The organism is Nitrospirillum karajorum, assembly GCF_036348415.1.
GTDB lineage: Bacteria > Pseudomonadota > Alphaproteobacteria > Azospirillales > Azospirillaceae > Nitrospirillum > Nitrospirillum amazonense_B.
This window is the reverse complement of the sequence record NZ_JAZBQB010000001.1, coordinates 989815-1014994: the sequence shown is the minus strand read 5'-3', so window position 1 is coordinate 1014994 and position 25180 is coordinate 989815. Positions and strand designations below refer to the sequence as shown.

General features: G+C 70.0%; 22 protein-coding genes. 15 read left to right on the top strand and 7 right to left on the bottom strand.

The genetic code is table 11. From position 1 onward, the window contains the following. Window positions 1-14: 14 nt before the first annotated feature. The 3 genes from UCD39_RS04530 to UCD39_RS04520 all read right to left on the bottom strand — a co-directional run bounded on the left by UCD39_RS04530 (window position 15) and on the right by UCD39_RS04520 (window position 3767). Window positions 15-995 (bottom strand): BMP family ABC transporter substrate-binding protein, encoded by a 981-nt coding sequence (locus UCD39_RS04530; protein ID WP_330494893.1) that lies wholly within the window; start codon window positions 993-995, stop codon window positions 15-17. Window positions 996-1020: 25 nt separating this feature from the next. Further along, on the bottom strand, window positions 1021-3150 hold the full coding sequence (locus UCD39_RS04525) for a methyl-accepting chemotaxis protein (protein WP_330494892.1): 2130 nt from the start codon (window positions 3148-3150) through the stop codon (window positions 1021-1023). Window positions 3151-3554: 404 nt separating this feature from the next. After that, window positions 3555-3767 (bottom strand): hypothetical protein, encoded by a 213-nt coding sequence (locus UCD39_RS04520; protein ID WP_145734691.1) that lies wholly within the window; start codon window positions 3765-3767, stop codon window positions 3555-3557. Between the two features lie 295 nt (window positions 3768-4062). Here UCD39_RS04520 and UCD39_RS04515 point away from each other — a divergent pair, with 295 nt between their 5' ends. The 3 genes from UCD39_RS04515 (at window position 4063) to UCD39_RS04505 (ending at window position 7961) form a co-directional block, all read left to right on the top strand. Next, a complete protein-coding gene (locus tag UCD39_RS04515) occupies window positions 4063-4740 on the top strand; it encodes an RT0821/Lpp0805 family surface protein (RefSeq protein WP_330494891.1) in 678 nt (225 codons plus the stop codon). A 157-nt stretch (window positions 4741-4897) separates the two neighbouring features. Further along, window positions 4898-6136 carry a glycosyltransferase gene (locus tag UCD39_RS04510; protein WP_330494890.1) on the top strand — a complete coding sequence of 413 codons (1239 nt, stop codon included), beginning with the start codon at window positions 4898-4900 and terminating at the stop codon, window positions 6134-6136. A gap of 94 nt (window positions 6137-6230) precedes the next feature. Next, window positions 6231-7961, top strand: a complete 1731-nt coding sequence (locus UCD39_RS04505; RefSeq protein WP_330494889.1) for a DUF885 domain-containing protein — start codon at window positions 6231-6233, stop codon at window positions 7959-7961. Window positions 7962-7994: 33 nt separating this feature from the next. On the opposite strand, the gene UCD39_RS04500 is transcribed toward UCD39_RS04505, so the two are convergent. Continuing rightward, window positions 7995-9113: an aromatic ring-hydroxylating oxygenase subunit alpha gene (locus UCD39_RS04500; RefSeq protein ID WP_330494888.1), complete on the bottom strand. Its 1119-nt coding sequence runs from the start codon at window positions 9111-9113 to the stop codon at window positions 7995-7997. Window positions 9114-9215: 102 nt separating this feature from the next. On the opposite strand from UCD39_RS04500, the gene UCD39_RS04495 reads away from it, so the two are divergent. The 12 genes from UCD39_RS04495 (at window position 9216) to UCD39_RS04440 (ending at window position 20582) form a co-directional block, all read left to right on the top strand. Continuing rightward, on the top strand, window positions 9216-10682 hold the full coding sequence (locus tag UCD39_RS04495) for a tetratricopeptide repeat protein (protein ID WP_330494887.1): 1467 nt from the start codon (window positions 9216-9218) through the stop codon (window positions 10680-10682). A gap of 29 nt (window positions 10683-10711) precedes the next feature. Next, window positions 10712-12799, top strand: a complete 2088-nt coding sequence (locus tag UCD39_RS04490) for an O-linked N-acetylglucosamine transferase, SPINDLY family protein (protein WP_330494886.1) — start codon at window positions 10712-10714, stop codon at window positions 12797-12799. 151 nt (window positions 12800-12950) lie between these two features. Further along, window positions 12951-13946 (top strand): KpsF/GutQ family sugar-phosphate isomerase, encoded by a 996-nt coding sequence (locus tag UCD39_RS04485; RefSeq protein WP_330494885.1) that lies wholly within the window; start codon window positions 12951-12953, stop codon window positions 13944-13946. 84 nt (window positions 13947-14030) lie between these two features. Then, complete coding sequence (pseI, locus tag UCD39_RS04480) at window positions 14031-15083, top strand: pseudaminic acid synthase (RefSeq protein WP_330494884.1); 1053 nt, start codon at window positions 14031-14033, stop codon at window positions 15081-15083. Beyond that, entirely contained in the window at window positions 15080-15844 is a 765-nt protein-coding gene (locus UCD39_RS04475) for a cytidylyltransferase domain-containing protein (RefSeq protein ID WP_330494883.1), read from the top strand. Before pseI ends, UCD39_RS04475 begins: the two co-directional genes overlap by 4 nt. Window positions 15845-15885: 41 nt before the next feature. After that, entirely contained in the window at window positions 15886-16119 is a 234-nt protein-coding gene (locus tag UCD39_RS04470) for a phosphopantetheine-binding protein (RefSeq protein ID WP_330494882.1), read from the top strand. 2 nt (window positions 16120-16121) lie between these two features. Next, window positions 16122-16718, top strand: coding sequence for an alpha/beta fold hydrolase (locus tag UCD39_RS04465; RefSeq protein ID WP_330494881.1), 597 nt, complete (start codon window positions 16122-16124; stop codon window positions 16716-16718). Window positions 16719-16738: 20 nt separating this feature from the next. Further along, window positions 16739-16957: a hypothetical protein gene (locus UCD39_RS04460; protein WP_330494880.1), complete on the top strand. Its 219-nt coding sequence runs from the start codon at window positions 16739-16741 to the stop codon at window positions 16955-16957. Continuing rightward, window positions 16954-17244, top strand: coding sequence for an acyl carrier protein (locus UCD39_RS04455; RefSeq protein ID WP_330494879.1), 291 nt, complete (start codon window positions 16954-16956; stop codon window positions 17242-17244). The genes UCD39_RS04460 and UCD39_RS04455 overlap by 4 nt, the downstream gene beginning before the upstream one ends. A gap of 200 nt (window positions 17245-17444) precedes the next feature. Further along, complete coding sequence (locus tag UCD39_RS04450) at window positions 17445-18974, top strand: amidohydrolase (RefSeq protein WP_330494878.1); 1530 nt, start codon at window positions 17445-17447, stop codon at window positions 18972-18974. After that, window positions 18971-20275 (top strand): amidohydrolase family protein, encoded by a 1305-nt coding sequence (locus UCD39_RS04445; RefSeq protein WP_145734679.1) that lies wholly within the window; start codon window positions 18971-18973, stop codon window positions 20273-20275. Before UCD39_RS04450 ends, UCD39_RS04445 begins: the two co-directional genes overlap by 4 nt. Window positions 20276-20348: 73 nt before the next feature. Continuing rightward, on the top strand, window positions 20349-20582 hold the full coding sequence (locus tag UCD39_RS04440) for a hypothetical protein (protein WP_330494877.1): 234 nt from the start codon (window positions 20349-20351) through the stop codon (window positions 20580-20582). 6 nt (window positions 20583-20588) lie between these two features. On the opposite strand, the gene UCD39_RS04435 is transcribed toward UCD39_RS04440, so the two are convergent. The 3 genes from UCD39_RS04435 to UCD39_RS04425 all read right to left on the bottom strand — a co-directional run bounded on the left by UCD39_RS04435 (window position 20589) and on the right by UCD39_RS04425 (window position 25172). Continuing rightward, complete coding sequence (locus UCD39_RS04435) at window positions 20589-20738, bottom strand: type II toxin-antitoxin system RelE/ParE family toxin (protein WP_442943594.1); 150 nt, start codon at window positions 20736-20738, stop codon at window positions 20589-20591. Window positions 20739-20846: 108 nt separating this feature from the next. After that, entirely contained in the window at window positions 20847-21029 is a 183-nt protein-coding gene (locus UCD39_RS04430; RefSeq protein WP_330494875.1) for a hypothetical protein, read from the bottom strand. 27 nt (window positions 21030-21056) lie between these two features. After that, a complete protein-coding gene (locus UCD39_RS04425) occupies window positions 21057-25172 on the bottom strand; it encodes an SNF2-related protein (protein ID WP_330494874.1) in 4116 nt (1371 codons plus the stop codon). Window positions 25173-25180: the final 8 nt, after the last annotated feature.

Genomic DNA, 25180 nt, shown 5'->3' with positions numbered 1-25180 from the left:
CAGGTTAGGGCGTCCTAACTGGGGCTGGCGACCTTTACCTGGCCGCTGATGATGGCCTGTCGGGCGCGGGCCACCGCCGCGACGATGGCCGGCGTCCAGACGGCGCGGTTGTCAGCGTCCACCACGACGTCCACCCCGCCCTCCTTCAACCCCAGGCGGGTGATGCCGGGCTTGAAGGTCTGCTGGCGCCCCGCGTCGAAGGCCCGGTCTATGGCGACATCCAAGCGCTTGACCATCGAGGTCAGCATGCGGCCAGGGTAGAGATAGTTCTGGTTGCTATCCACGCCCACGCCCAGCGCACCTTGGGAGTTGCCGATGTCCAGGGCGCCGAGGCCGGATACGCCGGCGGCCGGGAACAGCACGTCGGCGCCATGCCGCATCATGTCCCGCGCGATCTCCGACGCCGCGAAGGGATCGGAGAAGCCCTTGGGGTCGGCGGCCACCAGGCCGGTCAGCACCCTGGCGTCGGCGCGGGTGTCCTTGACGCCCTGGGCGTAGCCCTTCTCGAAGCGCTCGATCACCGCCGCCGGCATGCCGCCGATGAATCCCACCGTGCCGCTTTTGCTGGCCAGCGCGGCCGCCACGCCGACCAGGTACGAGCCCTCGTTCTCGGCGAACAGGACGGAGGCGACGTTGTTTCCCGGGACCACACCGTCAAACAGGGTGAAACGGACGTCCGCATGCTGGGGGGCGAAGGCGGCCAGCGCGGTTTGGAATCGGAAACCGATGAGCGCCACGTCGGTGCATCCGGCGGAAACCGCCGACTGCAAGGCGCCCGGATAGGCGTCCTCGCCAGCCGGTTCGAACTCCGCCACGGCCACGCCCGTCTTTTGCGCGAAGGCTTGGCTGCCGTCGTAGGCCATTTCGTTGAAGCTCTTATCGAACTTGCCGGCCTCCGTATAAACGACGCAGGGCTTGAAGGGCGCGGCGCTGGCAATGCAAGCATTGCTGGCGATAAAAGCGCCCGCGAAGGCGATCAAGGCCAATCGGGGCATGGCATTCTTCCTCACTTGGCCCTCCTCACGCGGCGGCTTGGGTGGCACGAACCTGGTCGAGGAAGCGGCGCACCGCGTCGTTCAGGCGGGCCGCTTGGTCGGCCAATCCCTGGGCACCCTCGCGCACCTGGTTGGCTGCCTCCCCGGTGGACAACGCGGCGGTGTGGACCTGTCCGATGGTGCTGTTGACCTCCTCCACCCCCAATGCCGCCTCGCTGATCGAGCGGCTGATTTCGGCGGTGGCGGCGTTCTGCTGCTCCACGGCCGCGGCGATGGTGCTGGACACCTGGCTCAACTGCACGATGGTGCCGCCGATCTGGCGGATGGAATCGACGACCGCGTCCACGGCGCCCCGCACGGCCGCGACCTCGCCGGCGATGTCGCCCGTGGCCTTGGATGTCTGGCCCGCCAGGCTTTTGACCTCGCTGGCCACCACGGCGAAGCCCTTGCCGGCGGCGGCGGCGCGGGCCGCCTCGATGGTGGCGTTCAGCGCCAGCAGGTTGGTCTGGCCGGCGATGTCGTCGATCAGTCGGGTGACGCTGCCGATGCGCTCGGCGGCGCCGGTCAGCCGCTCCACCATGCCGGCGGCGCCGTCGGCCTCCTCATTGGCGCGCTGGGAAATGCTGATGGCCTGCTGCAACTGCCCGCTGATTTCCCGCACCGAGAGGGATAGCTGCTCGGTCGCGCCCGCCACGGTCTGGGTGTTGCGCGATGCGGCCTGGCTGGACTGGGCCACAGTGTTGGCCTGCGCGGCGGTCGCGTCGGCCGAATGGCCCATGCTCTGCGACAGGGCCGTCATCTGCGCCGCCGCGTCCACCAGCGCGGCGATGATGCCGCCCACCGACTGCTCGAAGCCATCGGCCATGGCCGCCATGGCGGCCTGGCGTTTTTCCGCCGCTTCCCGACGCTCAGCCGCCAACTGGGCCTCATGCTGGCGCACCTGCACCGCGTTGGCGCGGAAGACGGTGACGGTGCGCGCCATCTCCGCGATCTCATCGCTGCCCCGGGTGTCGATCTCCACGTCCAGGTCGCCACCCGCCAGCTTCAACATGCCGCGTGACAGGTTGGCGACGCGCCCGGCGATGCTGCGGCCGACATAGAAGACGGCCACGCCCACGGCAATGGCGATGCCGGCCAGGCCGGACGCCACCAGGAGGCGCCGGGCGAAGGCCACCACATCCTCCAACGCCCGCGCCTGGGTCCGCACCTCCATCTGGGTCTCGGCGCCCAGTTCAGCGCCCAGCTTCTGCACCCGGGCGGCGATGGCGGCGCTCTGATGCAACAGCCGGGCGCTTTGGTCCTGCGCGTCGGCCAGGCGCCCCTTCATCACGGCCAGACCGCCGGCGGTGACATCGCCGAAGCCCGGCGCCGCCGGTGCCGCGTCCCCCAACGCGACACGGGTCAGGGTGTCCAGGCTGCTACCGATGGCGGCCCGCGTCTCGGCCGGCAATGTGGCCTGCGTGGCGCGCAGGTGGGCCAGGGCGTCCGCCAGCGCGGCCTTGGCCGCCGCCGGGTCCTCCCCCGCGGCGGCGGAGGCTGCCATCAGGGTCGCGACGGCCCGCAGATCCGCCAGGGTGGACAGGAGGGCGGGGGTGGGCGCGCGGCCCAGAGCGTGCATCACCGCCGCCTGGCCATGCGCATCGGCCTCGGCCGCGGCTTGCTCCTGCGTGGCCACGGCCTGGCGCAGGCGCCAGCGGGCGTCCTCCGCGCCATTCAATACCTGCAGCAGGGCGGAGAAGCGGCCGCCCAGTACCCTCAACTCTTCCAATTGCGCGGTTTGGCCCAGTTGGGCGTTGGCCTGGCGCAGGGCGTCGTTGAACGCCTTTTCCGCCTGGGTCAGCGCCTTGCGCGTGGCCTGCGCTTCCTCATGGGTGGTGGCGATGGAGGCATCCATCGACGTGCCGGCCAGCCCCTCGGCCGCGCGGGTCAGGGCATCCAGCGTGTCCAGCCGGGGCAGTGTGACGCCGACGATGCCGTTCAGCGTGCTGTCGACGCGGGCGTAGGTCAGCCAGCTTTGGCCGATGATGACGGTCATGGCCAGGATGATGGCGCCGAAGGCCAGTCCCAGGCGTGCCGCAAGCCCCAGCCGCCGTCCGCGCCGTTCGGTGCCGTCTATGGTTGATATCAGTGTGGACCCTATCGTTGTAGCGGCCATCGCTCCGTCCCCCTTCGATGCGGTTGGCAGAGGCCTGGGCGCGTGATTCCCCCATCCGGGCGGGCTTCGACCCGTCCCGTCCCCATACCCGCAACCGTCGCCCGCAGCCCCCATCAGGCCGAACGACCGTTTCCGCAGTCATAGGGATTGTTGATGATCACTGTGTGACAGCGCGGGGGGTGACCAAAGAAAAAACTGACCAAACGGTCAAATTCACCCGTGTGTCCGAACCTGACGCCCAGGCAGGCGGCAGTCAGAGGAATTTTTAGGCAGGTGAGGAGGGTCGGGGGCGGGCTGGAACCCGCGGATCGCCTCGGGAGGGCGATGTATATTGGATAAAGGGAAAAGGGGGCCGGCCATTGGATCGGACGGGCCGCGACTCGGGGGGGCCCGGTCGCGATGGATCAGTGGAAACGGCCGCTGCGGGTACCCTGCAGCACCATGTCCAGGCCGGCGCGCAGGACGACCATCTGGTCGAAGGACAGCCCGGTCAGGGCCAGCAGGGCGGGCAACAGGGTGCGAGCCCGGGTGCCGATGGTGTTCATCACCGCCGCGCGGATGGCGGCGCGGTCGGCCGGAGCCGAGCGGTTGGGGCAAGCGAGGCAAAGCGTCGTCATCGTCGTCTCCTTTCCTGGCGTCGGGTCCTAGCGGCGGGGCTGCGGGGGCTCGGGGGCCGGGTTTATCTGGTTGGTGTCTGAACTATATTTCTGGGACGATTCTGGCGGTAGTTGGGCTTATCGGTATTCCGCGTTCCACAATTGGAACAACATTGGGCGGGTGCGTCGCCCTTGATCCTGCCAGCCACCGGCCATAAATCGGTCGCAATGGCTGGCTTCTATCAAGTCGGCCTACCCGTTGGCTGTGATGGTCCCGATCCGGGCCATGCTGATTTTGATGAACAGGAATTCCGGTATGCGCCGCTTGTCGTTCCGCACCCTTTCCATTCTGGCCATCACCACCATCGTGGCCGTCTCCACCACCATCGCGCCGGCCATGGCCCAGGATCGTTGGAGCCAGGATCGGGGGGACGACCACCGCTGGGATGATCACCACCGGGGTGACGACCGCCGGTGGGAGGAACACCGGGGCTGGGACGACCGCCGGGGGCCGGGCCCCTGGGCACCGCATTACGGCCACTTCCGGGAGCGTGACGTCTTCATCTATGGCCGGGGACCAGTCCTCGTTCCGGAATACCGCCGCCACCTGTATCGGGACGTGGTGGTGCTGCGGCCCTACGGTGTCTATTACACCGGCTATGGTCATTATTATCGGGATGAGGAGGCCTACCGCTGGCTGGGCCTGACCGCCATCACCCTTACCTTGCTGGACAGCCTGGCGGAGCAGCAGGAACGCGCCCTTGAGGATGCCCAGGTCCGCGCCACCATGGCGCCGGTGGGCCAGCCCGTCGTCTGGAACGACGGCAACGCCAGCGGCAGCGTCATCGCGCTGCGCGACGGCCATACGACCGACGGGCAATATTGCCGAGAGTTCCAGCAGAACGTGACCATCGGGGGTCAGACGCAGCAGGCCTATGGCACCGCTTGCCAGCAGCCGGACGGCGCCTGGCGTGTGGTCGCGGACAACGACTGATCGGCCGGGGGCGGAAAGATGCCGTCTGGTGTTCAGATCGGAGGACTGCCCTGATCGGATAGTCCGTTTGGACCCCTATGTTACAAGCCTGCGACAGGTTAGCACCATCCCCGGCGTATAACGGAACAGTTGCCATTCTGTGGGTGATGGGTGGGGCGTGCCGAAACAGTTGGCCATCCGTGGCGGCGGCCTGTTCAGCCTGGCGGCGCCGCGCGGCGCACCCGTGTCCGTCGCCCGCGGAACTATTCAATCCGTAGGGGAGAAGTGCGTCGGCATGTCCTCCATCGCCTTGTCAGATAGTCCCGCCACCCGTGGCGGGATCCGACGCCTGTCCCCGCCCGCTTCGGGGGCGGTGACCAGCATTGCCCATGTCATCATTCCCCACGGCTTCGGCGGGGCGGAAAAGCATGTGATGGAACTGGCGGAGTTCCAGGCCGATGACCATCAGGTGGTGGTCATCCTGGGGCCGGGTGAGGATGGCGGGGCTGGTGCCCGCCATCTGGCGCAGTCGCTGGACCCACGTGTATCCGTCGTGTGGTTGCCATCCCGCATGCGCACCGCCGCGCTGTTCTGGAAGCTGCTGGCCCTATGCCCTGACATCGTGCACGCCCACCTCAACACCGCCGCCCGGCGGGTGTTGCGCTGCCGGCCGGGCTGTCCGCGCGTCGTCACCCTGCACAACGGCTTTCGCGCGGGACTGCATGACCGGTTCGACGGCATCATCCGCATCGCCGATTACCAGGCGCGCATGATGCCGGCGGCGGCGCAGGATCGGTCCGTCACCGTCCATAACTGGGTGCTGCCGCAAACCGGGATGCTGACACGGGCGGAGGCCCGCACGGCCCTTGGCTTGCCCGCGGACGCACCCGTTATTGGCGGCATGGGCCGCCTCGAATTGGGCAAGGGGTTCGATGTGCTGGTGGCGGCCTACGCCCGGCTGCGGGCCCGCCGGCCCGACGCCCGCCTCGCGCTGTTCGGCCAGGGGACGGAAATGGAGGCCCTTCGCCATCAGGTGGCGCAATTGGCCCTGGGCGACCATGTGGTCTTCGCGGGCTTCCGTCCTGACGTGCGGCGCTATCTCTCCGCCCTGGACCTTGGCGTCGTCTCCTCCCGCCATGAACCCTTTGGCCTCACCCTGCTGGAATACGCCGATGCCGGCGTAACCCTGGTGGCCACGCGCACGGGCGGACCACTGGAAATCCTGGGCGCCGACTATCCCTTCCTCTGCCCGCCGGAGGATGCGCCGGCGATGGCGGAAACGCTGCTGGCCGCGCTTGACGGGCGTATCCGCGCCCCCCGTGTGGACCTCACCCGCTTCCGTCCCGAGGTCCAGATGGCCAAGGTGGGCGCGCTTTATGCGCAATTGGCGGGCGCCCAGGCGCCGGTCGCCGTCTGATCACCATTCTGTTCATCCCCGCGCATCATCCATCGTCGCCCTTGCCCGACGCCGGCCGATTCCGTCTTCTGAAGGAAAGCGGATGGGGCGGCATATGGGCAGGACGGTAGCTATTCTCCTGGTGACGATGGTCGCGCTGGCGCCGGTGGCGGGCTGGACCCGGCCGAGCGGCTTCGGGTCCCTGGTCGCGGAGTACGACGCCCTGTTGCAGGGCCGGAAGGAGGAGGGGCGCTGCCTGCCCGACGTCAGCCCGGCGGCCGCGGCGGAACGGCGGCGCCAGATGATGGCCTTCGTCCAGCGCCTGGACACGGTCGATGCCCGGCGCCTGACGCCCCCGGATCGCCTGACCTATCGCTTCATGCGCTGGGATGCGGAGGACCGCCTGGGCGGCATGGCGTTCGACCTCGACCGCATGCCCTTCAACAGCGACAGCGGCTTTCACGTCACCCTGACCTATGCCGCCAACCGCACCCGGGTGCAGGACACGGCGGAGGCCAAGTCCTGGCTGGCCTGCCTGGAGGCGGTGCCGGACTATTACGCCGCCAATATCGCCAATGCCCGACGCGGCATCGCCACCGGGTTCGTGCAGCCGCGCCTGATCGTGGACGCGGTGTTGGAAACCGCGCGCCGGCAGGCGGAAACGCCGCTGGAAGAGGATGGCCTGCTGTCGCCCCTGGCGGCTTTGCCGTCGCCCATTTCGGCGTCCATTCCGGCCGATCAGGTGGCATCCTGGCGGGCGCGGGCGCGCCAGATCCTGGCCGAAAAGGTACGCCCGGCGCAGCGTGCCTTCGTCGCCTTCCTGGAACAGGAATACCGGCCGGCGGCGCCGGAAAGCCTGGCGGCCCGGGACCTTCCGGATGGCGAGGCCTATTACACCTGGGCCGTGCGCCACCACACCACCACCCGGCTGACACCCGATGCCGTGCACGAGATCGGCCTGAGGGAGGTGGCGCGCATCCGGGCGGAGATGGAGGCGCTGATCCGCCGTACCGGCTTCACCGGCGACTTCAAGGACTTCCAGGCGTTCCTGCGCGGCGATCCGCGCTTCTACGTCACCACCCGCCAGGGCCTGCTGGAAAAGGCGTCGGAGATCGCCAAGCGTATCGACGATCGCCTCCCTGCCCATTTCGGCCGCCTGCCGCGTCTGACCTACGGTGTACGCGAGGTGCCGCGCGACATCGAGGACACGTACACCACCGGCCGCTATTTCCCCGGCGATGCCGCCAGGGGCATCGCCGGCGGCTTCATGGTCAACACCAGCAAGCTGGATCAGCGCCCGCTTTACGAGCTGCCGGCGCTGGCCCTGCACGAGGCGGTGCCCGGACACCATCTGCAAACCTCCTTGGCGGCCGAATTGGACGACCTGCCCGCCTTCCGCCGCCGTGCCTACATCAACGCCTATGGCGAGGGCTGGGGGCTCTATGCCGAGCAGTTGGGGAAGGAGATGGGCATCTACCGCGATGATTATGAGCGGTTCGGTGGTCTGTCCTTCGATATGTGGCGGGCCTGTCGTCTGGTTGCGGACACGGGCATCCACTGGAAGCACTGGACCCTGGACCAAGCCCGCGCCTGCTTCACCGATAACACCGCCCTGGCGCCCCATAACATCGAGACGGAACTTCGCCGTTACGTCGGCTGGCCGGGCCAGGCCCTGGCCTACAAGATCGGCGAGTTGACGCTGCTGGACCTGCGCCGCCGGGCGGAGGATACGCTGGGCGACCGCTTCGATGAGCGCGCCTTCCACGATGCGGTGCTGCTGTCCGGCTCCCTGCCGCTCGACCTGTTGACGGAGCAGGTGGACGCCTGGATATCCAGCCGCCGGTAGGGGCCCCGCTCTCCCAGGTCTACCGGCCCTCTCCTACCGGCCCATCTCCCCCAGCCAGGCGGTATGGAAGGCGTGGATGCGCCCCTCGTTATGACCCAGCAGGGCTGGCTGGTCGGCCTGCTGGCTGCCCGCCCAGGCGGCTTCGGCCACGGACTGATCCTCCGCCAGCAGGCGGCGGTTGAAGTCCGCCAGATGCGCTTCCACACCCTGGCGGGCGGCGGCGCTGGCCCCCGGCTGCGCCTTGGCCAGCGACAGGCGATAGCGCAGATGGCAGCGGCCGGGCAGCACCGCGCCATCCGTCGCATACACCGGCTCGTACGTCTGTACGCTGGCCATCAGGCCGGCGGTCAGGCCGATGGCCAGGTTGGGAAAGATGATGGCGTGGTCGTAATCGGCGAACTCGGCCAGCGGCGTCAGCTTGAGCCGCTTGGCCACCCCGTCCCACCAGCGGCGGGTCTCGGCGGTCAGGCCGATGCTGCCGGTGCTGTGGGGGCCATGCTGGGCGCAGACCCAGGTGCCGGCCGTGACCGTGCGGAAGGTTTCCGGATGCACGGCGTCGACGTGATAGACCTCCAGCACATTCTCCATCCCGACTTTCCAATCGGCCCGCCAGTCCAGCGGCGCCTGGTCGAAGGGGCGCGCGAACCCGTTGGACACGGAATCCAGCCAGGCGCCCAGCGGGCCCAGCCAGTCGTCCAGGGACGGGCCGCCGGGAACCAAGCGGACGAAGACGAAGCGCCCGCGCGACGCCACCTCATACCGCGTCAGGGCCAACGCCACCTTGTCCGCCTTGTCCAACTGGAAGCACGGGTCGTTGCCCGGGATGCCCGCCGGCACCCCGTCGCGGTTGTATGTCCAGCCATGATAGGGGCAGCGCAGGGGGCCGTGGCCGCACTCCCCGCGATGCAGGCGGGCATGACGGTGGGAACAGATGTCGCGGAAGGCGCGGATATCCTCGTCGAACCGCTGCACCACCACTGGCACGCCGGCGATGGTTCGCACCAGATAGCCATCGGGCGCCTCCAGCTCGTCGCTGAAGCCGACGAAGTGCCAGAGGCGGGCGAACAGCCTCGCCGTCTCCACCGTCGCCGTGGCGGCGCCGTAGTCCGCCGGTGCCAACGCGGCCCGCATCGCCGCCAACCTGTCCGTCATTCCCGCGTCCATCCTCATTGCCTGGCCCCATTTGGCCAGGCCCTTCATCAGCCCGGCCTTGTCCCGCCGGCCCGGAACCCTCATTCTGCCGCCATGGCCAGTGTGACCGAAGCCCTCTCCGCTGCCTATGAGCATCACGTCGCCGGCCGGCTGGACGCGGCGGTGACCCTCTATGGCCGCATCCTCGACGCGGAGCCGCGCAACCACGCGGCCCTGCACCTGCTGGGCTTGGCCCGCGTGCAACTGGGCGACCTGGACGGCGCCACCGAAAGCATGACGCTGGCGGCGGCGGTTGCCCCGGACAATCCCAGTTATCGCAGCAACCTGGGCACGGCCCTGAAGGCCCAAGGCCGCTTCGATCTGGCAGAAGAAGCCTATCGCCAGGCGCTTGCCATTGATCCTGGTCATGTGGACGCCATGGCCAACCTGGGCGGCCTGCTGCATGCCACCGGCCGCCTGGCCGCCGCCATCGCCTGTCTGGACCGGGCCATGCCTCTGGCGCCGGATCACGCCGCCACCCTCATCAACCTGGGGGTCGCCCTGACCGACCGGGGGCAGTTGCCCCGTGCGCTGACCCTTCTGCGCCGGGCGGTGGAGCTCACCACGCCCCCGCCGGGCCAGCCCCTGGACCAACAGGGGGCGGAGGCGCGGTGGGATCTGGCCGTCGCCCTGCTGATGGCCGGCGATTACGCCGCCGGCTGGCCCCAGTTCGAGGCGCGGCGCCATCGGCCGGGGCACGTTCTCGCCCGCCCGCCGGGGGTGGAATGGGATGGCGCCGACCCTGCCGGCCGGACCATCCTGGTCCACAGCGAACAGGGTCGGGGGGACAGCCTGCAGTTCGCCCGCTTCATCGCCCCGCTGGCGGCCAAGGGTGCCCAGGTGATCCTGGCTTGCCAGCCGGAACTGGCGCGCCTGCTGGCGACCGCGCCCGGCGTGGCGCAGATCGTGTCCACGGCGGGTCCCCTGCCGACGTACGACGCTTATTGCCCGCTGCTCAGCCTGCCGGCGCGGCTGGGCCTGGCCACCGCCGCCGACCTGGCCATGGACCGGCCCTATCTCACGCCGGATCTCGCCCAGGTGGCGGCCTTCGGCAGCCGGCTGAACGCGGTCGCGGCCGGCCGGCGCCGGGTGGGTCTGTGCTGGGCGGGGGCGCCGGGCAATCCCGTCGACACCCGGCGCAGCCTGGACCCGGCGCTGCTGGCGCCGCTGGCGCGCTTCGCCGGCCAGGCGGCCTTCATCAGTCTGCAGAAAAGCGGGCCCAGCGCCCCTGCCGGCCTGGGGCTGATCGATTGGACGGCGGATCTGGAGGATTACGCCGACACCGCGGCCCTGATGGCGAACCTGGATCTGGTGGTCGCCGTCGACACCTCCGTCACCCATCTGGCGGGGGCGCTGGGCCGGCCGGTCTGGCTGCTGAACCGCTATGACGGGTGCTGGCGCTGGCAAAAGGGCCGGCTGGACAGTTCCTGGTACCCCAGCCTGCTGCAGTTGCGGCAGGAGGAGATGGCCGACTGGCGGGCGCCGCTGTCGCGCCTCACCGCCCGGCTGGGCGCCTGGCTGGCCCCATGACCGGCGCAGGCGCCGCGTCTGGGGACGCGATGGGTGACCTCCTGGCCCAAGCCGTGGCCCGGCACCAGGCTGGCGCCCTGGATGAGGCGGCGGACCTCTATGCCCAGGTGCTGGCGTTGGCGCCGCACCAGCCGGACGCCTTGCACCTGCTGGGGGTGTTGCGCGGCCAGCAGGGGGATCCGGTGGCGGGCGAAGGGTTGGTGGCCCGTGCCGCCGCCCTGCGGCCGGACGCGGAAATCCTGACCAACCTGGGCCGCCTGCGCGCCGCGGTGGGCCGCATGCCGGCGGCGGAGGCGGCGTTCCGCGCCGCCCTGGCCCGCGATGGCGCGCACGCCGACGCCGCTTTCGCCCTGGGCACCTTGCTCCTGACCCTGGATCGGCCGGCGGAGGCGCTGGCGCCCCTGGAACAGGCGGCGGCGCTGGACCCGGCCCATGGCCCCGCCCGCGCCAACCTGGGTGTGGCGCTGCATCGCCTAGGCCGTTTGGCCGAGGCGGAATCCGTCCTGCGCGGGGCGCTGGCCGCCGACCCGGCACAGGCCAACGCCCGCTTCAACCTGGCCTCCGTCCTGGAGGATCGCGGCGATCTGGACGCGGCGGAGGCGGAATACCGCACCCTGACGGCCCAGCGGCCCGACATGGCCGACGCCTGGCTGAACCTAGGGACGCTGCTGCAACGCCGGCACCGGGACCTGGCGGCGTTGCCCTGCCTGCAGGCGGCATTGCGGCATGGCACCAGCCGGCGGGCGGGGGCCCTGGCCCATTTGGTCCACCTCAACGCCCGTCTGTGCCGGTGGGACGATGTCGCGGCCCTGACCCCGGATCTGCTGGCGGCCATCGAGGCTGGCGACGACAGCGCTCCGCCGTTCGGTCTGTTGTGCCTGGATGTGGACGAGGCCTGGCACCAGCGCGCGGCCCGCCTGCACGCCGCCGCCGTGGCCCGTGCCGCCGCCCCGCCCCTGCCGCCGGCCAGCCTGGGAGCGGCCGGAAAGCCGTTGCGCATTGGCTATCTGTCCGCCGACTGGCACCAGCATCCCACGGCCTATCTCATGGCCGGCGTGTTGGAGCGGCACGACCGCGCGGCGGTCACCGTCACCGCCTTCTCCTACGGTCCCGACGACGGCAGCGCCTTGCGCGCCCGGCTCATGGCCGGGGCGGACCGCTTCATCGACCTGCGGGGGATGGACGACCGGGCGGCGGCCCAGGCCATCCGCGCCGCCGGAGTGGACATCCTGGTGGACCTCAAAGGCTATACCGAGGGCGGACGCCCCGGCATCGTCGCGCTGCGGCCGGCGGCGGTGCAGGTGCAATACCTCGGTTATCCCGGCACCTTGGGCCGGGGCGCCGGCGCCGACTATGTCCTGGCCGATGCCGTCGTGCTGCCCCCGGATCGCGCGGTGTATTGGGATGAGGCGGTGGTGCGCCTGCCCGGCTGCTACCAAGCCAACGACGCCGGGCGCCCCATCGGGCCGCCCAGCGCCCGCGCCGACTGGGGCCTGCCGGCGGACGCCTTCGTCTTCGCCTGCTTCAACGCCGCCCAGAAATTGGCGCCGGATGTCGTCGCCTGCTGGGCACGCCTGTTGGCCGCCGTGCCGGAATCCGTTCTTTGGCTGCTGGATCCGAAGGCGGCTCTGCCCGCATTGCAATCAATGCTATCAGAGCAGGGCGTTGATCCGGCCCGCTTGGTGGTGGCGCCGGCCCTACCTAAGGCGCGTATGGCCGATCACCTCGCCCGCCACGCCTGTGCCGACCTGTTCCTGGATACCCATCCGTTCAACGCCCACACCACGGCGGCGGACGCGCTCTATGCCGGGCTGCCGGTCCTGACCCGCGCCGGCGGTCCCTTCGCGTCGCGGGTCGCGGCCAGTCTGCTGTTGGCCCTGGACCTGCCCGACCTGGTGACGTACGACCTCGCGGCGTACGAGGCCACGGCATTGGATTTGGCCATGAATCCCGAGCGTCTCAAGAACGTACGCGCCCGATTGGGCGGTGCGCGGGGGCGGCCGGGCGGCCCCTTCGACACCGACGCCTTCTGCCGCCGGCTGGAACGGGCGTACGCCCGCATGGCGCACCGTGCCCGGGCCCGATTGGCGCCGGCGGGCTTTGACGTGGACGTGTAGGGGCGGCCGCAACCCCACCATACGCGCCGCACACGGCTGTCGGTGTGATCTGGCGCGTGGTGGGCACCTGCCCTTTGCGCTACACCGGTGCGCAAATTTCCCGGGCCCCATCGCGGCCCGCCTCGACCTCAAGGTAATGGATACCGTCCGCATGACCATCGACCGCGCCGCCGCCCTTGCCGCCGCTTCCGATCTGTTGCGCATCGAGGCCAACGCCGTTCTGCACCAGGTGGAGGCGCTGGACAGCGACTTCCTGGACGTTGTCGCCCACATCTGCGGCGAACATGGCAATACCCTGGTGGCCGGCATCGGCAAATCCGGCTTGGTGGCCCGGCAGTTCGCCAGCAAGCTGGCCAGCATCGGTGCCCGCGCCTTCTATTACAGCGCCATCGACAGCCTGCACGGCGAACTGGGCCTGCTGCGCGAGGGCGACCTGCTGATCCTGCTGTCCAACAGCGGCCAGACCCAGGAACTGGTGGACGTGGCCAAGGCGGCGCAGCCGCGCGGTGTGAAGGTGGCGGCCATGGTGGGGCGCGTGCCGTCCACCCTGTCACGCATGGCCGACTGGACGCTGAAGGTCCATGTGGAGTCCGAGGCGACGGACACCAAGCTGCCGACGGCCAGCACCACCGCCATGCTGGCCTTCGCCGACGCCCTGGTGGTGGCGGTGGCGACGGAGAAGGGCTTCACCGCCAAGGATTTCGGCCGCAACCATCCGGGCGGCACCCTGGGCGTGGTGCTGGGCGCCTATGTCGATGACCTGATGGCGAAGGCGCCGGACCATGTGGCCCTGGTGGGGCCCGACCGCCCGATCCTGGAAACCCTGCTGGAAATGACCCGTCACCCCTCCGGCGCCGCCCTGGTGGTGGACGCGGACGACCGGCTGCTGGGCCTCATCACCGACGGCGACATCCGCCGCGGCCTGGCCCGCGTGGGAAAGGACCTGCTGGACCGCGACACCCGCGCCCTGATGACGCCAAAGCCCCGCACCTGCCGCACCGGCACCACCGCCATGGCCGCCCTGGCCCAGATGGAAAGCCCATCGCAGGTCTACGTCCTGCCGGTGGTGGACGCGGAAAACAAGGTGCTGGGCCTCCTGCGCATGCACGACCTGGCCGGCCTGGACATGGCGCGCACGGCGGGGTGAGGCGCAGGCCGCTTTCTCCACGGGGCCGCAAGGTGCTATCAAGGGGCTACAGCTTTGTAAGCTTTTCGCCTTTGAGGGTCCGCCATGTCCGATCCCGCCCGTCTCACCTTCCGCGCCGGCCAGGCGCCTTACCTGATCGCCGAGATGTCCGGCAATCACAAAGGGGAGATTGAGCGCGCACTCCGCCTGATCGACGCCGCCAAGGAGGCGGGGGCGGACGCGGTGAAGCTGCAGACCTACACCGCCGACACCATCACCCTGAAGTCCGACCGGCCGGAATTCCAGATCCATGGCGGCCCCTGGGATGGTCGCAGCCTGCACGAGCTGTATGAAGAGGCGCACACCCCCTGGGCTTGGCACCCCCAGCTGTTCGCCCATGCCGCCACCGTCGGCATCACCCTCTTCAGCTCCCCCTTCGATCCCACGGCGGTGGACCTTCTGGACCGCTTGGGCGCACCGGCCTTCAAGATCGCGTCGTACGAGATCGTGGACCTGCCGCTGATCCGCTATGCCGCGTCCAAGGGCAAGCCGCTGATCATCTCCACCGGCATGGCCACGCTGGGCGAGATCGACGACGCGGTGTCGGCGGCGCGGGCGGCGGCGCCGGCGGGCGCGCCCGATCCCGTGCTGCTTCACTGCACCAGCGGCTATCCCACCCCGCCGGAGGAATGCGACCTGCGCACCATTCCCCACCTGGCCCAGGCCTTCGGCGTGCCCACCGGCCTGTCCGACCACACCCATGGCATCGCCGTGCCGGTGGCGGCGGTGGCGCTGGGCGCCGTGGTCATTGAAAAGCATCTGACCCTGTCGCGGGCCGAGGGCGGCGTCGACGCCTCCTTCTCCCTGGAACCGGCGGAGTTCAAGGCCATGGCCGACGCTTGCCGTGTCGCCCATGCGGCGCTGGGCCAGGTCGGCTATGCGGTGAAGCCGTCGGAGGCTGGTGGCCGGTCCTTCCGCCGCTCCCTCTACGTCTCGGCCCCGGTCAAGGCGGGGGAGACGTTCACGCCCGCCAACGTCCGCTCCGTCCGGCCGGGCCTGGGCCTGCCGCCCAAGCATCTGGACCAGGTGCTGGGCGCCCGCGCCGCCCGTGATTTGGAGGCCGGCCTTCCCCTCGACTGGGGCATGGTGCAGCCGTGACGGTCCCGGCCCAGAAGCCCCGCGTCGTCTGCATCACCCAGGCGCGCATGGGATCGACCCGCCTGCCGGGCAAGGTGCTGCTGACCGTGGCGGGCAAGCCCCTGTTGGCCCATCAGATCGACCGCCTGCGCCGCGCCACCCGGGTGGACGAGGTGGTGGTGGCCACCAGCGACCGGGCGGCGGACGACCCCATTGCCGAATTGTGCCGCGGCCTGGGCGTGGCCTGCTTCCGTGGCAGCGAGCAGGACGTCCTGGATCGTTTTTGCCGGGCCGCCATTGCCCATCGGGCGGACGTGGTGGTGCGGGTGACGGGCGACTGCCCCCTGATCGACCCCGGCCTGATCGACCGGCTGCTGGCCCTGTTCCTGGCGGCCGACCCGCCCCTGGACCATGCCGCCGTCGATATCGGCCATTATCCGCGCGGCCTGGATGCCGAAGCCATGTCAATGACGGCCTTGCAGGCGGCGTGGCAAGAGGCAAGGGAACCCTTTGAGCGCGAGCATGTGACGCCCTTCATCTACCGCCGGCCCGACCGCTTCCGCCTGGGCGCCCTGCCGCCCGAAGGACCGGCGCCGGTGGAGATGGGGATGCAACGCTGGTGCGTGGACACGGTGGAGGATTTCCAGCTGGTCCGCCGTTTGCTTGAAGAGTTACTGCCGGCGAATCCGCACTTCACCTGGACCGACTGTCTGGATGTGCTGCGCCGGCATCCCGATTGGGTGCTGCTGAACCGCGATGTGGTGCAGAAGCCCCTGGTCTGACCAAAAGACTGACCCGACCCAAAAGAAAGAGGACGATCCCCATGAACCGGAACGAATTCCTGGCCGCGCTGGACGAGATGCTGGAGCTGGACCCCGGCACCCTGACGGGGGGCGAGGAGCTGGACGGCATCGACAGCTGGGACAGCCTGGCGGTCATCAGCTTCATCGCCCTGGTGGATGAGAAGTTCAACACCGTGGTCGCGGGCGAGGATCTGGCCAAGGCCAAGACCGTGGACGACCTTCTGGCCCTGGTGTCGGATCACGTCACGGCCTGAGGATGGCGGTGGAGATCGAGCCTGAACGGCTGCTGGCCGGCCGCCGGGTGCTGCGCTTCGCCGGCGGCCCCGGCGGCGCCATTGACCGAGGTCCCAAGGACGACGGCGCCGCCCCCCTGCTGCTGATCCATGGGTTCGGCGGTGACGCCCTGTCCTGGCAGTTCAATGTCCAGGCCCTGGTGAAGGGGGCGCTTGGGTCGCCGGGGCGCCGCGTGCTGGCCGTGGACTTGCCGGGCCATGGCGCCTCCACCCTCGACATCCCATCCGGCCTGGGTGGGGTGGCCGATTGGGTGGTGCGGCTGATGGATGCGCTGGGCGTGGAACGGGCCGACATCGTCGGCCATTCCATGGGCGGCCGGGTCAGCCTGCTGCTGGCCGAGCGGCATCCCGATCGCGTGCGGCGCATGAGCCTGATCGCCTGCGCCGGCCTGGGCAGCCGGGTGGACGCGGGCTTTCTGCAGGCGCTGTGTACCCTGGAAACCCTGGACCAGGCGCGCGGCCTCATCGACCGGCTGTTCGGGGGGCGCCGCCCAACCGCGAAGCGCTGGCGCGCGCCTTCCTGGCCCGTCTGGCCAACCCGGCGGCGCGGGCCCCGCTGATCCGCCTGCTGGACCGGCTGGTGGCCGACATCGCCGCCGCGCCGCCCCAGTTCGACTGGACCCAGCCGCTGCCGCCCCTGCAACTGATCTGGGGTGAGGCCGATGACATTGTTCCCCCGCCGGACGCGGGCGCCCTGCCTCCCCATGTTCCCCTGCATCGCTTGCCGGGCGTTGGCCACATGCCCCAGGCCCAGGCGGCCACCCAGGTCAACACCCTGCTGACGGAGTTTCACCAATGAGCACCCATGGCCCCACGGCGATCGGACTGGACAGCGGCGCCATGCTGGCGCTGATTCATACCGAGGTCCTGAAGATCCTGGCGGACAAGGGCGAGTCCTGGGCCGGCACCTTCGGGCCGGAAACGCGCTTCCTGGACGGCGGCCTGCCTTTCGACAGCCTGGATCTCGCCACCCTGCTGGTGGCGTTGGAGCAGCTGACCGGCACCGACCCTTTCCGTGCCGGCTTCCGCCAGTTCACCACCGCGGGCGAACTGACCACCCTGTATCTGGAGGCGGCGGCCGGATGATGCCGGCGGGCACTGCGCGATAGGCAGGCGCCCGGCCCTCTGTTAACCTTGCTCAACAAGGTTGATGCACCGTCCTTTTTTGAGACGGCCCGCCTTAACCTCTTGGGGCGTTAGAACAATCAATAGGGGCGCAGGGGCCGTTCCCATTCCTGGGCGCGGCGCTTTTCGGGCACCCGGCAGAACAGGAAGACGACACTTCCATGAAACGACACCATCGCGTGGTCCCGCTGGTGGCCGCGCTGGCGCTGCTTGGCGCCTGCGCCACCAACGCGCACCAGGACACCGCCGCCACGTCCGGCGGGGACAAGGCCAAGGACAAGCCGGTCTATGCCGGCCTGGACCCGGTCGAGGACAGTAACCCCTTCCCCAGCACCTACCATCCGCTGCCGTCGGTGACGACGGCCCTGGTGGGCGCCACGATCTTCACCGGCACCGGCGCCCGCATCGACGGCGGCACCGTGGTGCTGGTGGACGGGAAGATCGCGGCGGTGGGCAAGGATATCGCCGTGCCGGCCGGCGCCAAGGTCATCGACGCCCAGGGCAAGTACGTGACCCCCGGCATCATCGATGCCCACAGCCACCTGGGCGTCTATGCCTCGCCCAGCGTCTGGGCCAACTCCGACGGCAACGAGATGACGGACCCCAACACCGCGCAGGTGTGGGCGGAGCATTCGGTGTGGCCGCAGGACCCCGGCTTCATCCGCGCCCTGGAAGGCGGCATCACCACGCTGGAGATCCTGCCCGGCTCCGCCAACCTGTTCGGCGGCCGCGCCGTCATCCTGAAGAACGTTCCCGGCCGCACCGTACAGGACAAGAAATTCCCCGGCGCGCCCTATGGCCTGAAGATGGCCTGCGGTGAGAACCCGAAGCGCGTCTACGGCAGCAAGGGCCGCAGCCCGGCCACCCGCATGGGCAACGTCTTCGGCTATCGCAAGGCCTGGATCGACGCCCAGGAATACCGCCGCAAGTGGGACGACTATCGCCGCAAGCTGGCCGACTACAAGGCCGGCAAGGGCGACAAGGCCCCCGACGCGCCCAAGCGCGACCTGCAGATGGACACGCTGGCCGGCGTGCTGGACGGCAGCATCCTGGTGCAGAACCACTGCTACCGCGCCGATGAGATGGCGCAGATGATCGACATCTCGCACGAGTTCGGCTTCCACATCGCCATGTTCCACCACGGGTCGGAGGCTTACAAGATCGCCGATGTCCTGAAGAAGGAGGACATCTGCGTCGCCACCTGGGGCGAATGGTGGGGCTTCAAGATGGAGGCCTACGACGGCATCGAGGAGAACGCGGCCCTGCTGCAAAAGGCCGGCGTCTGCACCGTCATTCATTCCGACGACGACATCCTGACCCAGCACCTGGTGCAGGAGGCCACCATCGCGCTTGCCGCCGGCCGGCGCTTGGGGCTTGAGATCGACGAGGCAGAGGCCATCAAGTGGGTGACCGCCAACGCCGCCAAGTCCATCGGCGTGCTGGACAAGACCGGCACGCTGGAGCCGGGCAAGATGGGCGACGTGGTGCTGTGGAGCGCCGACCCCTTCAGCGTCTATGCCACGGCCGACCAGGTCTTCATCGATGGCGCCCTGGTCTATGACCGCCACGATCCGGCGGTGCAGCCCAAGTCCGACTTCGAACTGGGCCAAACCGGCCCGGCCCATCCCGGGCCCCAGGGCGTCGGCCCCGGCCGCCCCATCTTGACCACCAGCACGGAGCAGCCGCGATGAGCGCCCGTCACATCCTGATGGCGGCGGCCTCCACGCTCAGCCTGCTGGCCGGCGCCGCGCGCGCCGAAACCGTGGCCATCACCAACGCCCGCATCGAAACCATGGGCCCGGCGGGGGAGATTCCGTCCGGTACCATCCTCATCCGCGATGGCCGCATCCAGGCGGTGGGCGCCTCGGTCGCCATCCCGGCGGACGCCCGCCGCGTGGACGCCAAGGGCCACATCGTGACGCCCGGCCTGGTGGCCAGCGACACCAGCCTGGGCGCCGGCGAGGTGGAGGGCGAGGCCTCCAGCAACGACTTCGCCGGGGCGACGGCCGACATGTCGGCCTCCTTCGACGTGTCGCTGGGCATCAACCCGGCCTCCATGCTGGTGCCCGTGGCCCGCGTCGGCGGCGTCACCCGGGCGCTGGTCACGCCCGAACTGTCCGGCCGGGGCGACAAGAAGGGTGAGCGGCTGTTCGCCGGCCAGGCGGCGGTGGTCGACATGTCCGGCGGCACCGACAGCATCACCAAGCGCCGGGCCGTGCTGGTGGTGGATGTCGGTTCCGACGCCACGGAGCACCTGGGCGGCAGCCACGGCGGTGTGCTGCAGCTGCTGGAGTCCAGCCTGGAGGAGGCGGCCAGCTACGCCGCGAACAAGGGCGGGTACGAACATGGGGCGCACCGCCCCTATCGCCAGAGCAAGGAGGATTTGGAGGCGCTGCTGCCCGTCATTCAGGGCAAGACGCCCCTGCTGGTGGGCGTGCATCGCGTGGCCGACATCCGCCGCACCCTGGAACTGGGCAAGCGGCTGAAGCTGAAGCTCATCCTCGATGGGGTGGAGGAGGGCTGGATGATGGCGCCGGAGATCGCCGCCTCCGGCGTGCCGGTGGTGGTCGACCCCCTGGCCAACCTGCCGCGCGAGTTCGAAAGCCTGAACGCCCGGCTGGAAAACGCCGCCATCCTGCAGGCCGCCGGCGCCACCGTGGTGATCAAGGGGCCCTATGTCGGGCATTACGCCCGCCAGGTGCGCTACAACGCCGGCAACGCGGTGGCCCACGGCATGCCGTGGCCGGCGGCGCTGGCCGCCATCACCGCCACCCCGGCCAAGGTCTTCGGCTTCAACGACCGGGCGGGCTCCATCGAGCCGGGCCGCGATGCCGACCTGGTGGTGTGGTCGGGCGATCCCCTGGAAATCCTGTCGGTGGCGGAGCATGTCTTCGTCCGCGGGGTGGAGGCGCCGCTGACCAGCCGGGCGCAGGATCTGGCACGCCGCTACCTGACGCCGGACGGCACCCTGCCGCCGGCCTATCGCAACTGAGCCTTATCGTCTAAAGGGGGCGGGGCGCCTGGCCGGGCGCCCCGCCCCTTGCTTTTTGGACCGGACTCTTGTCATGCCCGATTGGTATTACGACCTCAGCGACGCCATCAGGGGCTGGATCCAGGGCGTTTCCGTGTGGGTGATCATCGGCGTCCTGGTGACGGCCTACCTGCTGCTGACGGCCCGCAGCGCGCACAAGCAGGGCGAGTTCGGCCAATTCCTCCGCAGCCTGGGCCTGACCGCCGCCCTATTGGCCGTGCTGGGCGGCTTCATCGCCGGATGGATCTGGGTGGACCGGCACTGGTAACCGGGATCAGCCCCGATCCTGCGCGCCGTGCCAGACGCGCAGGATGACGACTTCATCGTCCATGATTTCGTAGACGATCACGTAGGGTGGAAAAACCAGCAACTCCCGCGTTCCCGGCACGCTGCCTGGACGGCCACGATTTGGGAAAGTGAGCAGGCTGTTCGCCGTTGGTCAGCAGCGCCCGCAAAATACGTTCAGCGGCGCCTACATAAGCAACGTGCCGATCGACATCGCCCAGAGCGTCAATGGACCAGCGGATACGTTTCAAGTCTGTCGAGGCGGTAAGGGCGGTGGGACCTTTTTCCCCGCCAGCAACCGCTCAAGCCACGCCACCACAACATCGTGGTCCACGACATCGCCAGCGGCAACCGACGCGCGCGCCTCCTCAATGGCGCGACGCTTGGCGTCCTCGTCCACAATGTCGAAGATGGAAGCGGGCTGGGCCATGGCGCCAGCCTACCACAGGCCCGCCGCTCAGCCCACACCCCGGATCAGTTCCAGCAGATCCTCGTCCGACAGATGGCCGGCGGCGTCGGCGCCCTGCAGCAGGGCGTCGGCCAGATCGCGCTTGCGGCCGTGCAGGGCCACGATGCCTTCCTCGATGCTGCCCTTCAGGATCAGGCGGTAGATGGTGACGGGCCGGCGCTGGCCGATGCGGTGGGCGCGGTCCGACGCCTGGTCCTCCACGGCGGGGTTCCACCACGGGTCCAGGTGGATGACGTAATCGGCCGCTGTCAGGTTCAGGCCCACGCCCCCCGCCTTCAGGCTGATGAGGAACAGGTCGCCCTCGCCCGCCTGGAAGGCGGCCACCCGGCGCTGGCGTTCCTTGTCCGACAGGCTGCCGTCCAGCAGCTGATAGGTGACGCCGGCGCGGTCCAGGGCGGTGCGCACCCGCGCCAGGTGGCCGACGAACTGGCTGAACACCAGCGCGCGGTGGCCCCCCTCGCGCAGTTCCTCCACCAGTTCCAGGAAGGCGTCCAGCTTGGCCGAGGGCAGGTCCGCGTCGGCCGCCACCAAATCGGGGTGGCAGCAGGCCTGCCGCAGGCGGGTGATCTCCGCCAGGATGTGGATGCGGGACCGTTCGCCCGACATCTCCTCCAGCTTTTCCAGGGCCCGGCGGCGCAGGGCCTCGTAAAAGGCGATCTCCTCGGCCCCGCGCTCGATCAGCAGCGTCTGCTCCGTGCGCGGTGGCAGTTCGGACAGCACCGACGCCTTGGTCCGGCGCAACAGGAACGGCTGCACCACGGCGCGCAGGGCGGCGCGGGCGCCTGGGTTGCGCGCCGCCTGGATGGGGGTGCCGAAGCGCTGGGCGAAGGCCTTGCGGCTACCCAGCAGGCCGGGGTTGGTGAACTGGAACAGGCTCCACAGTTCATCCAGGTCGTTTTCCACCGGCGTGCCCGTCAGGGCCAGGCGGAAGCGGGCGGTCAGGGCGCGGGCGGCCTGGGCGCGGCGCGTGTCCGGGTTCTTGATGGCCTGGGCCTCGTCCAGTACGGCCACGGCCCAGGGAATAGCGGCCAGCTTCGCCTCCTCGCGGACCAGCAGGCCGTAGGTGGTGACCAGCACGTCGCCGGGACCCAGGGTCTTCAGCACCTCTTCCCGTCCGCCCGTCTCGGCCAGGCGGTGGACGGTCAGACCGGGGGCGAAGCGCCCCAGTTCGTCTTGCCAGTTGCCGGCGACGGAGGTGGGTGCCACCACCAGCAGGGGACCGTCGCCCGCCTTGGATGCCATCAAGGCGATGGCCTGTACCGTCTTGCCCAGGCCCATGTCGTCGGCCAGCAGGGCGCCGGCGCCCCAGCGCGCCAAACGGCTCAGCCAGAAATAGCCCTGCGCCTGGTACTCGCGCAGTTCAGCGGTCAGGCCGTTGGGCAGGCGCGGCTGCCAGGCGGCCGCGTCATCCAGGGTTTGGATGAAGGTGCGCCAGGCGGTGTCGACCTTGGCCGACGCCGCCTGCTCCACCAGGTCGCGCAGGGCGGCCCCCGCCGCGCGCGGCACCTTCAACCCGCTGCCGCCCAGGCGCAGCAGACGGTCCAGCTGTTGGCGGAAATGGCGGTCCAGGGCCACGAATTGGCCATCATCCAGGCGCACGAAACGTCCCGGCGCCTCCTCCAGCCGGGTCAACAGGTCCTTCAGGTCCAGCACCAGCCCCTCGTCCACGGTCAGCGACCCGGCCACGGCGAACCAGCTCTCGGTGCTCTTGACCGTGGTGCTGAAATGGCTGGCGCTGGCCTCCGCGTCGCGCAGGGTCAGCTTCTGCCCCTCCGGCCATTCCAGGGCCGGCGGCTGGGGCAAGGCCTTCAGCTCGCTCAGGAACTCCAGCGCCGCGCTCAGGCCTTCCAGTTCCCACTCCCACCCCTCACCACCCAGGCTGGGACAAGCATCGGCCAGGGCCTGGGCCAACCGCTCCTCCGCGGCCAGGTCGCGCAGGGCGCGGCGGCCCAGGCCCGTCACGCGGCGACTACCTTGCCCCGGCACGAAGTGCGGGCCATCGGGGCCCAGCGGCCGCACGATCAATGATATCTTCAGCCCCGGATCCAGCAGGCGCAGCCGCACCACCGGCGCCGGGTCGCCCTCCTCCGTCCGGCCCTCGTCCAGCTCCGTCGCGTCCACCCGGATCGGCAGGTCGGGCAATTGCCGCCGCGCGATGGCGGACAGGCGGTCGCGGGCCGCCGCCGGCACGGTGATGCCCTCGCTGCCCAGCACGCGGGCCGCTGCCACGGCCTTCTCATCAATCACCACCACGCGCCAGCGCGTGGCGCTTTCCACCTCGATGACGGCATCGGCCTCCGTGGCCGGGTGCGACAACGCCAGGCGATAACCACCCCGGGCCTTGGCCAGCACCAGCTCCGCCTTCGCGGCCACCAGTTCCACCGGCGGGCCCGGCTCACGCCGGTAAAACACACGGGGATGCCCCACCAGGGCTGGCAGCGCGTCACGCGGGGGCAGGTAGTACTCATAGCGGGACCGGCCGTGGCCCCAGCCGTCGTAATCCCGGGCGATGGTGGCGATGACCCGCCGGTCGAAATCGTCCAGATAGGGCAGCTGCGCATCGCCCTGGTACAGGCGCTTCAGTTGGACGGGGCGCCCGACGCTCCAGCCCTGGGTGGGGCTTTTGGTCGGGCCCCGCTGCTGCACCTGCTCCACCGGCTCCACCGCGCCGCTGCCGGGGTCGACCAGCCAGGCCAGGCGCTTGCCCGTGGTCTTCCTCTCCGCCGTCGCCGGCGGCTCCAGCAGCACCTCCAGGTTTTCCAGCGCCCGCTCCCAGGCCTCCTTGACCGGCACCAGGGACAGGAAGCGCAGCCGCGCCTGCCGGTCCGGGCGGGCGAGATGGGCCTGATAGGGGGCGGGGTCGTCGGCCATGCGCTCCAACGCCTCCGCCACAAGGTCGGCGGCCAGGGGCATGGTGGGGACCAGGCGGTGGAAGTGCAGCGCCCAGATGTCGCCAAGGGCGCGGCCGGCGGCCGGATCGATGATCGCCGCGGCCACGGCCATCAGGCCCAGGCTGACAGGCGAGGGGGTGGCCATGCGCTCCACCGCGCCCAGCGCCCATTTCAGGCCCGTCACCGCCGCCTCCGCGTTATTGCGCACCAGGTCGTACAGCGCCTCCAGCGCCAATTGGCCCAACGGCGCGCCGCCGCCGGGTACGCCCTTGCCCTGCAGCAGCGTCGCCATGGCGGCGTGGTTCTGGGCCCCGCCGGCGGCCAGCAGGGCGCATAGATGCAGCAGGCCCATATAGCCGGGCAGGCCGCCCTTGCGTGTCCGCGTGGCCCGCCGGCGCAGGGTCAGGGCCTCCGTGAACAGGGTGACCGCCTTGGGCGCATCCCCGGACAGCAGGGCGTGCGCGGCGGCGAAGGCGACCGGGGCGTCGGCGGGGATGTCCGCAGCCGGGTCCAGGGGGCTTGCCACCAACTCCGCCAACGCGTCCAGCCTGCCGCTCAGCAGGGTGAAATCGGCGATCTGGGCGAAGCAGGCGCCGCGCAGGGTGGGGTCGCGTCGGCAATGATCGACCAGGTGGGGGTAATCGGCGGACATTTCGCCGGTCGCTACCCAGTGGTTGGCCTTCAGCACCATCAGCACGCGCTGGATGGCCGGCGTCCGGGTGGCCAGCCAGGCCACCCCCACAGGCACGGTGGTGAAGGCGGCGTTGAACGGGTCCAGATCCTCGATCGGCCGCCGGGTCAGGCCGGCCACCCGCGCGAATTCCGCTTCATCGTTCATCAGGACAGCCAGGCGCAGCGCCCGGGACACGTCGTTCTCCACCTGGCGGACGTCCCAATAGGCTTGGGATTCCGCCGGCATGCGGGCGCGGATGGCCGCTGCCAGGGCCCGACCCTCCATCTCCTCCAGCGCCGCGACCGCTACGGCCTGCGCCAGGGCCGGCGGGCAGGCCAGTGTTTCGTCCAGCAGCCCCCGGCGGTGCAGGTCATGCCGCGCCGTCGAGAACGCCTCCCAGGTGCAGGCCGGCCGCACCACCCGGGCCTGGTTCAGGCATTCCAGCAGGCGCTTCTTGCCGGTCGATGGGCCGGCCAGGGCCTCAAGCCGCAGAACGGCGCGTTCCAGCGGGGGCAGGGCGTCGAGGTCGGGGAGGGTCACGCTGGGAT

Excerpts from the sequence above, each read along its gene's own strand:
- UCD39_RS04530 (WP_330494893.1), bottom strand. The coding sequence starts at position 995 with ATGCCCCGATTGGCCTTGATCGCCTTCGCGGGCGCTTTTATCGCCAGC.
- UCD39_RS04525 (WP_330494892.1), bottom strand. The coding sequence starts at position 3,150 with ATGGCCGCTACAACGATAGGGTCCACACTGATATCAACCATAGACGGC.
- UCD39_RS04520 (WP_145734691.1), bottom strand. The coding sequence starts at position 3,767 with ATGACGACGCTTTGCCTCGCTTGCCCCAACCGCTCGGCTCCGGCCGAC.
- UCD39_RS04515 (WP_330494891.1), top strand. The coding sequence starts at position 4,063 with ATGCGCCGCTTGTCGTTCCGCACCCTTTCCATTCTGGCCATCACCACC.
- UCD39_RS04505 (WP_330494889.1), top strand. The coding sequence starts at position 6,231 with ATGGGCAGGACGGTAGCTATTCTCCTGGTGACGATGGTCGCGCTGGCG.
- UCD39_RS04500 (WP_330494888.1), bottom strand. The coding sequence starts at position 9,113 with ATGACGGACAGGTTGGCGGCGATGCGGGCCGCGTTGGCACCGGCGGAC.
- UCD39_RS04490 (WP_330494886.1), top strand. The coding sequence starts at position 10,712 with ATGGGTGACCTCCTGGCCCAAGCCGTGGCCCGGCACCAGGCTGGCGCC.
- UCD39_RS04485 (WP_330494885.1), top strand. The coding sequence starts at position 12,951 with ATGACCATCGACCGCGCCGCCGCCCTTGCCGCCGCTTCCGATCTGTTG.
- pseI (WP_330494884.1), top strand. The coding sequence starts at position 14,031 with ATGTCCGATCCCGCCCGTCTCACCTTCCGCGCCGGCCAGGCGCCTTAC.
- UCD39_RS04470 (WP_330494882.1), top strand. The coding sequence starts at position 15,886 with ATGAACCGGAACGAATTCCTGGCCGCGCTGGACGAGATGCTGGAGCTG.
- UCD39_RS04465 (WP_330494881.1), top strand. The coding sequence starts at position 16,122 with ATGGCGGTGGAGATCGAGCCTGAACGGCTGCTGGCCGGCCGCCGGGTG.
- UCD39_RS04455 (WP_330494879.1), top strand. The coding sequence starts at position 16,954 with ATGAGCACCCATGGCCCCACGGCGATCGGACTGGACAGCGGCGCCATG.
- UCD39_RS04450 (WP_330494878.1), top strand. The coding sequence starts at position 17,445 with ATGAAACGACACCATCGCGTGGTCCCGCTGGTGGCCGCGCTGGCGCTG.
- UCD39_RS04445 (WP_145734679.1), top strand. The coding sequence starts at position 18,971 with ATGAGCGCCCGTCACATCCTGATGGCGGCGGCCTCCACGCTCAGCCTG.
- UCD39_RS04440 (WP_330494877.1), top strand. The coding sequence starts at position 20,349 with ATGCCCGATTGGTATTACGACCTCAGCGACGCCATCAGGGGCTGGATC.
- UCD39_RS04430 (WP_330494875.1), bottom strand. The coding sequence starts at position 21,029 with ATGGCCCAGCCCGCTTCCATCTTCGACATTGTGGACGAGGACGCCAAG.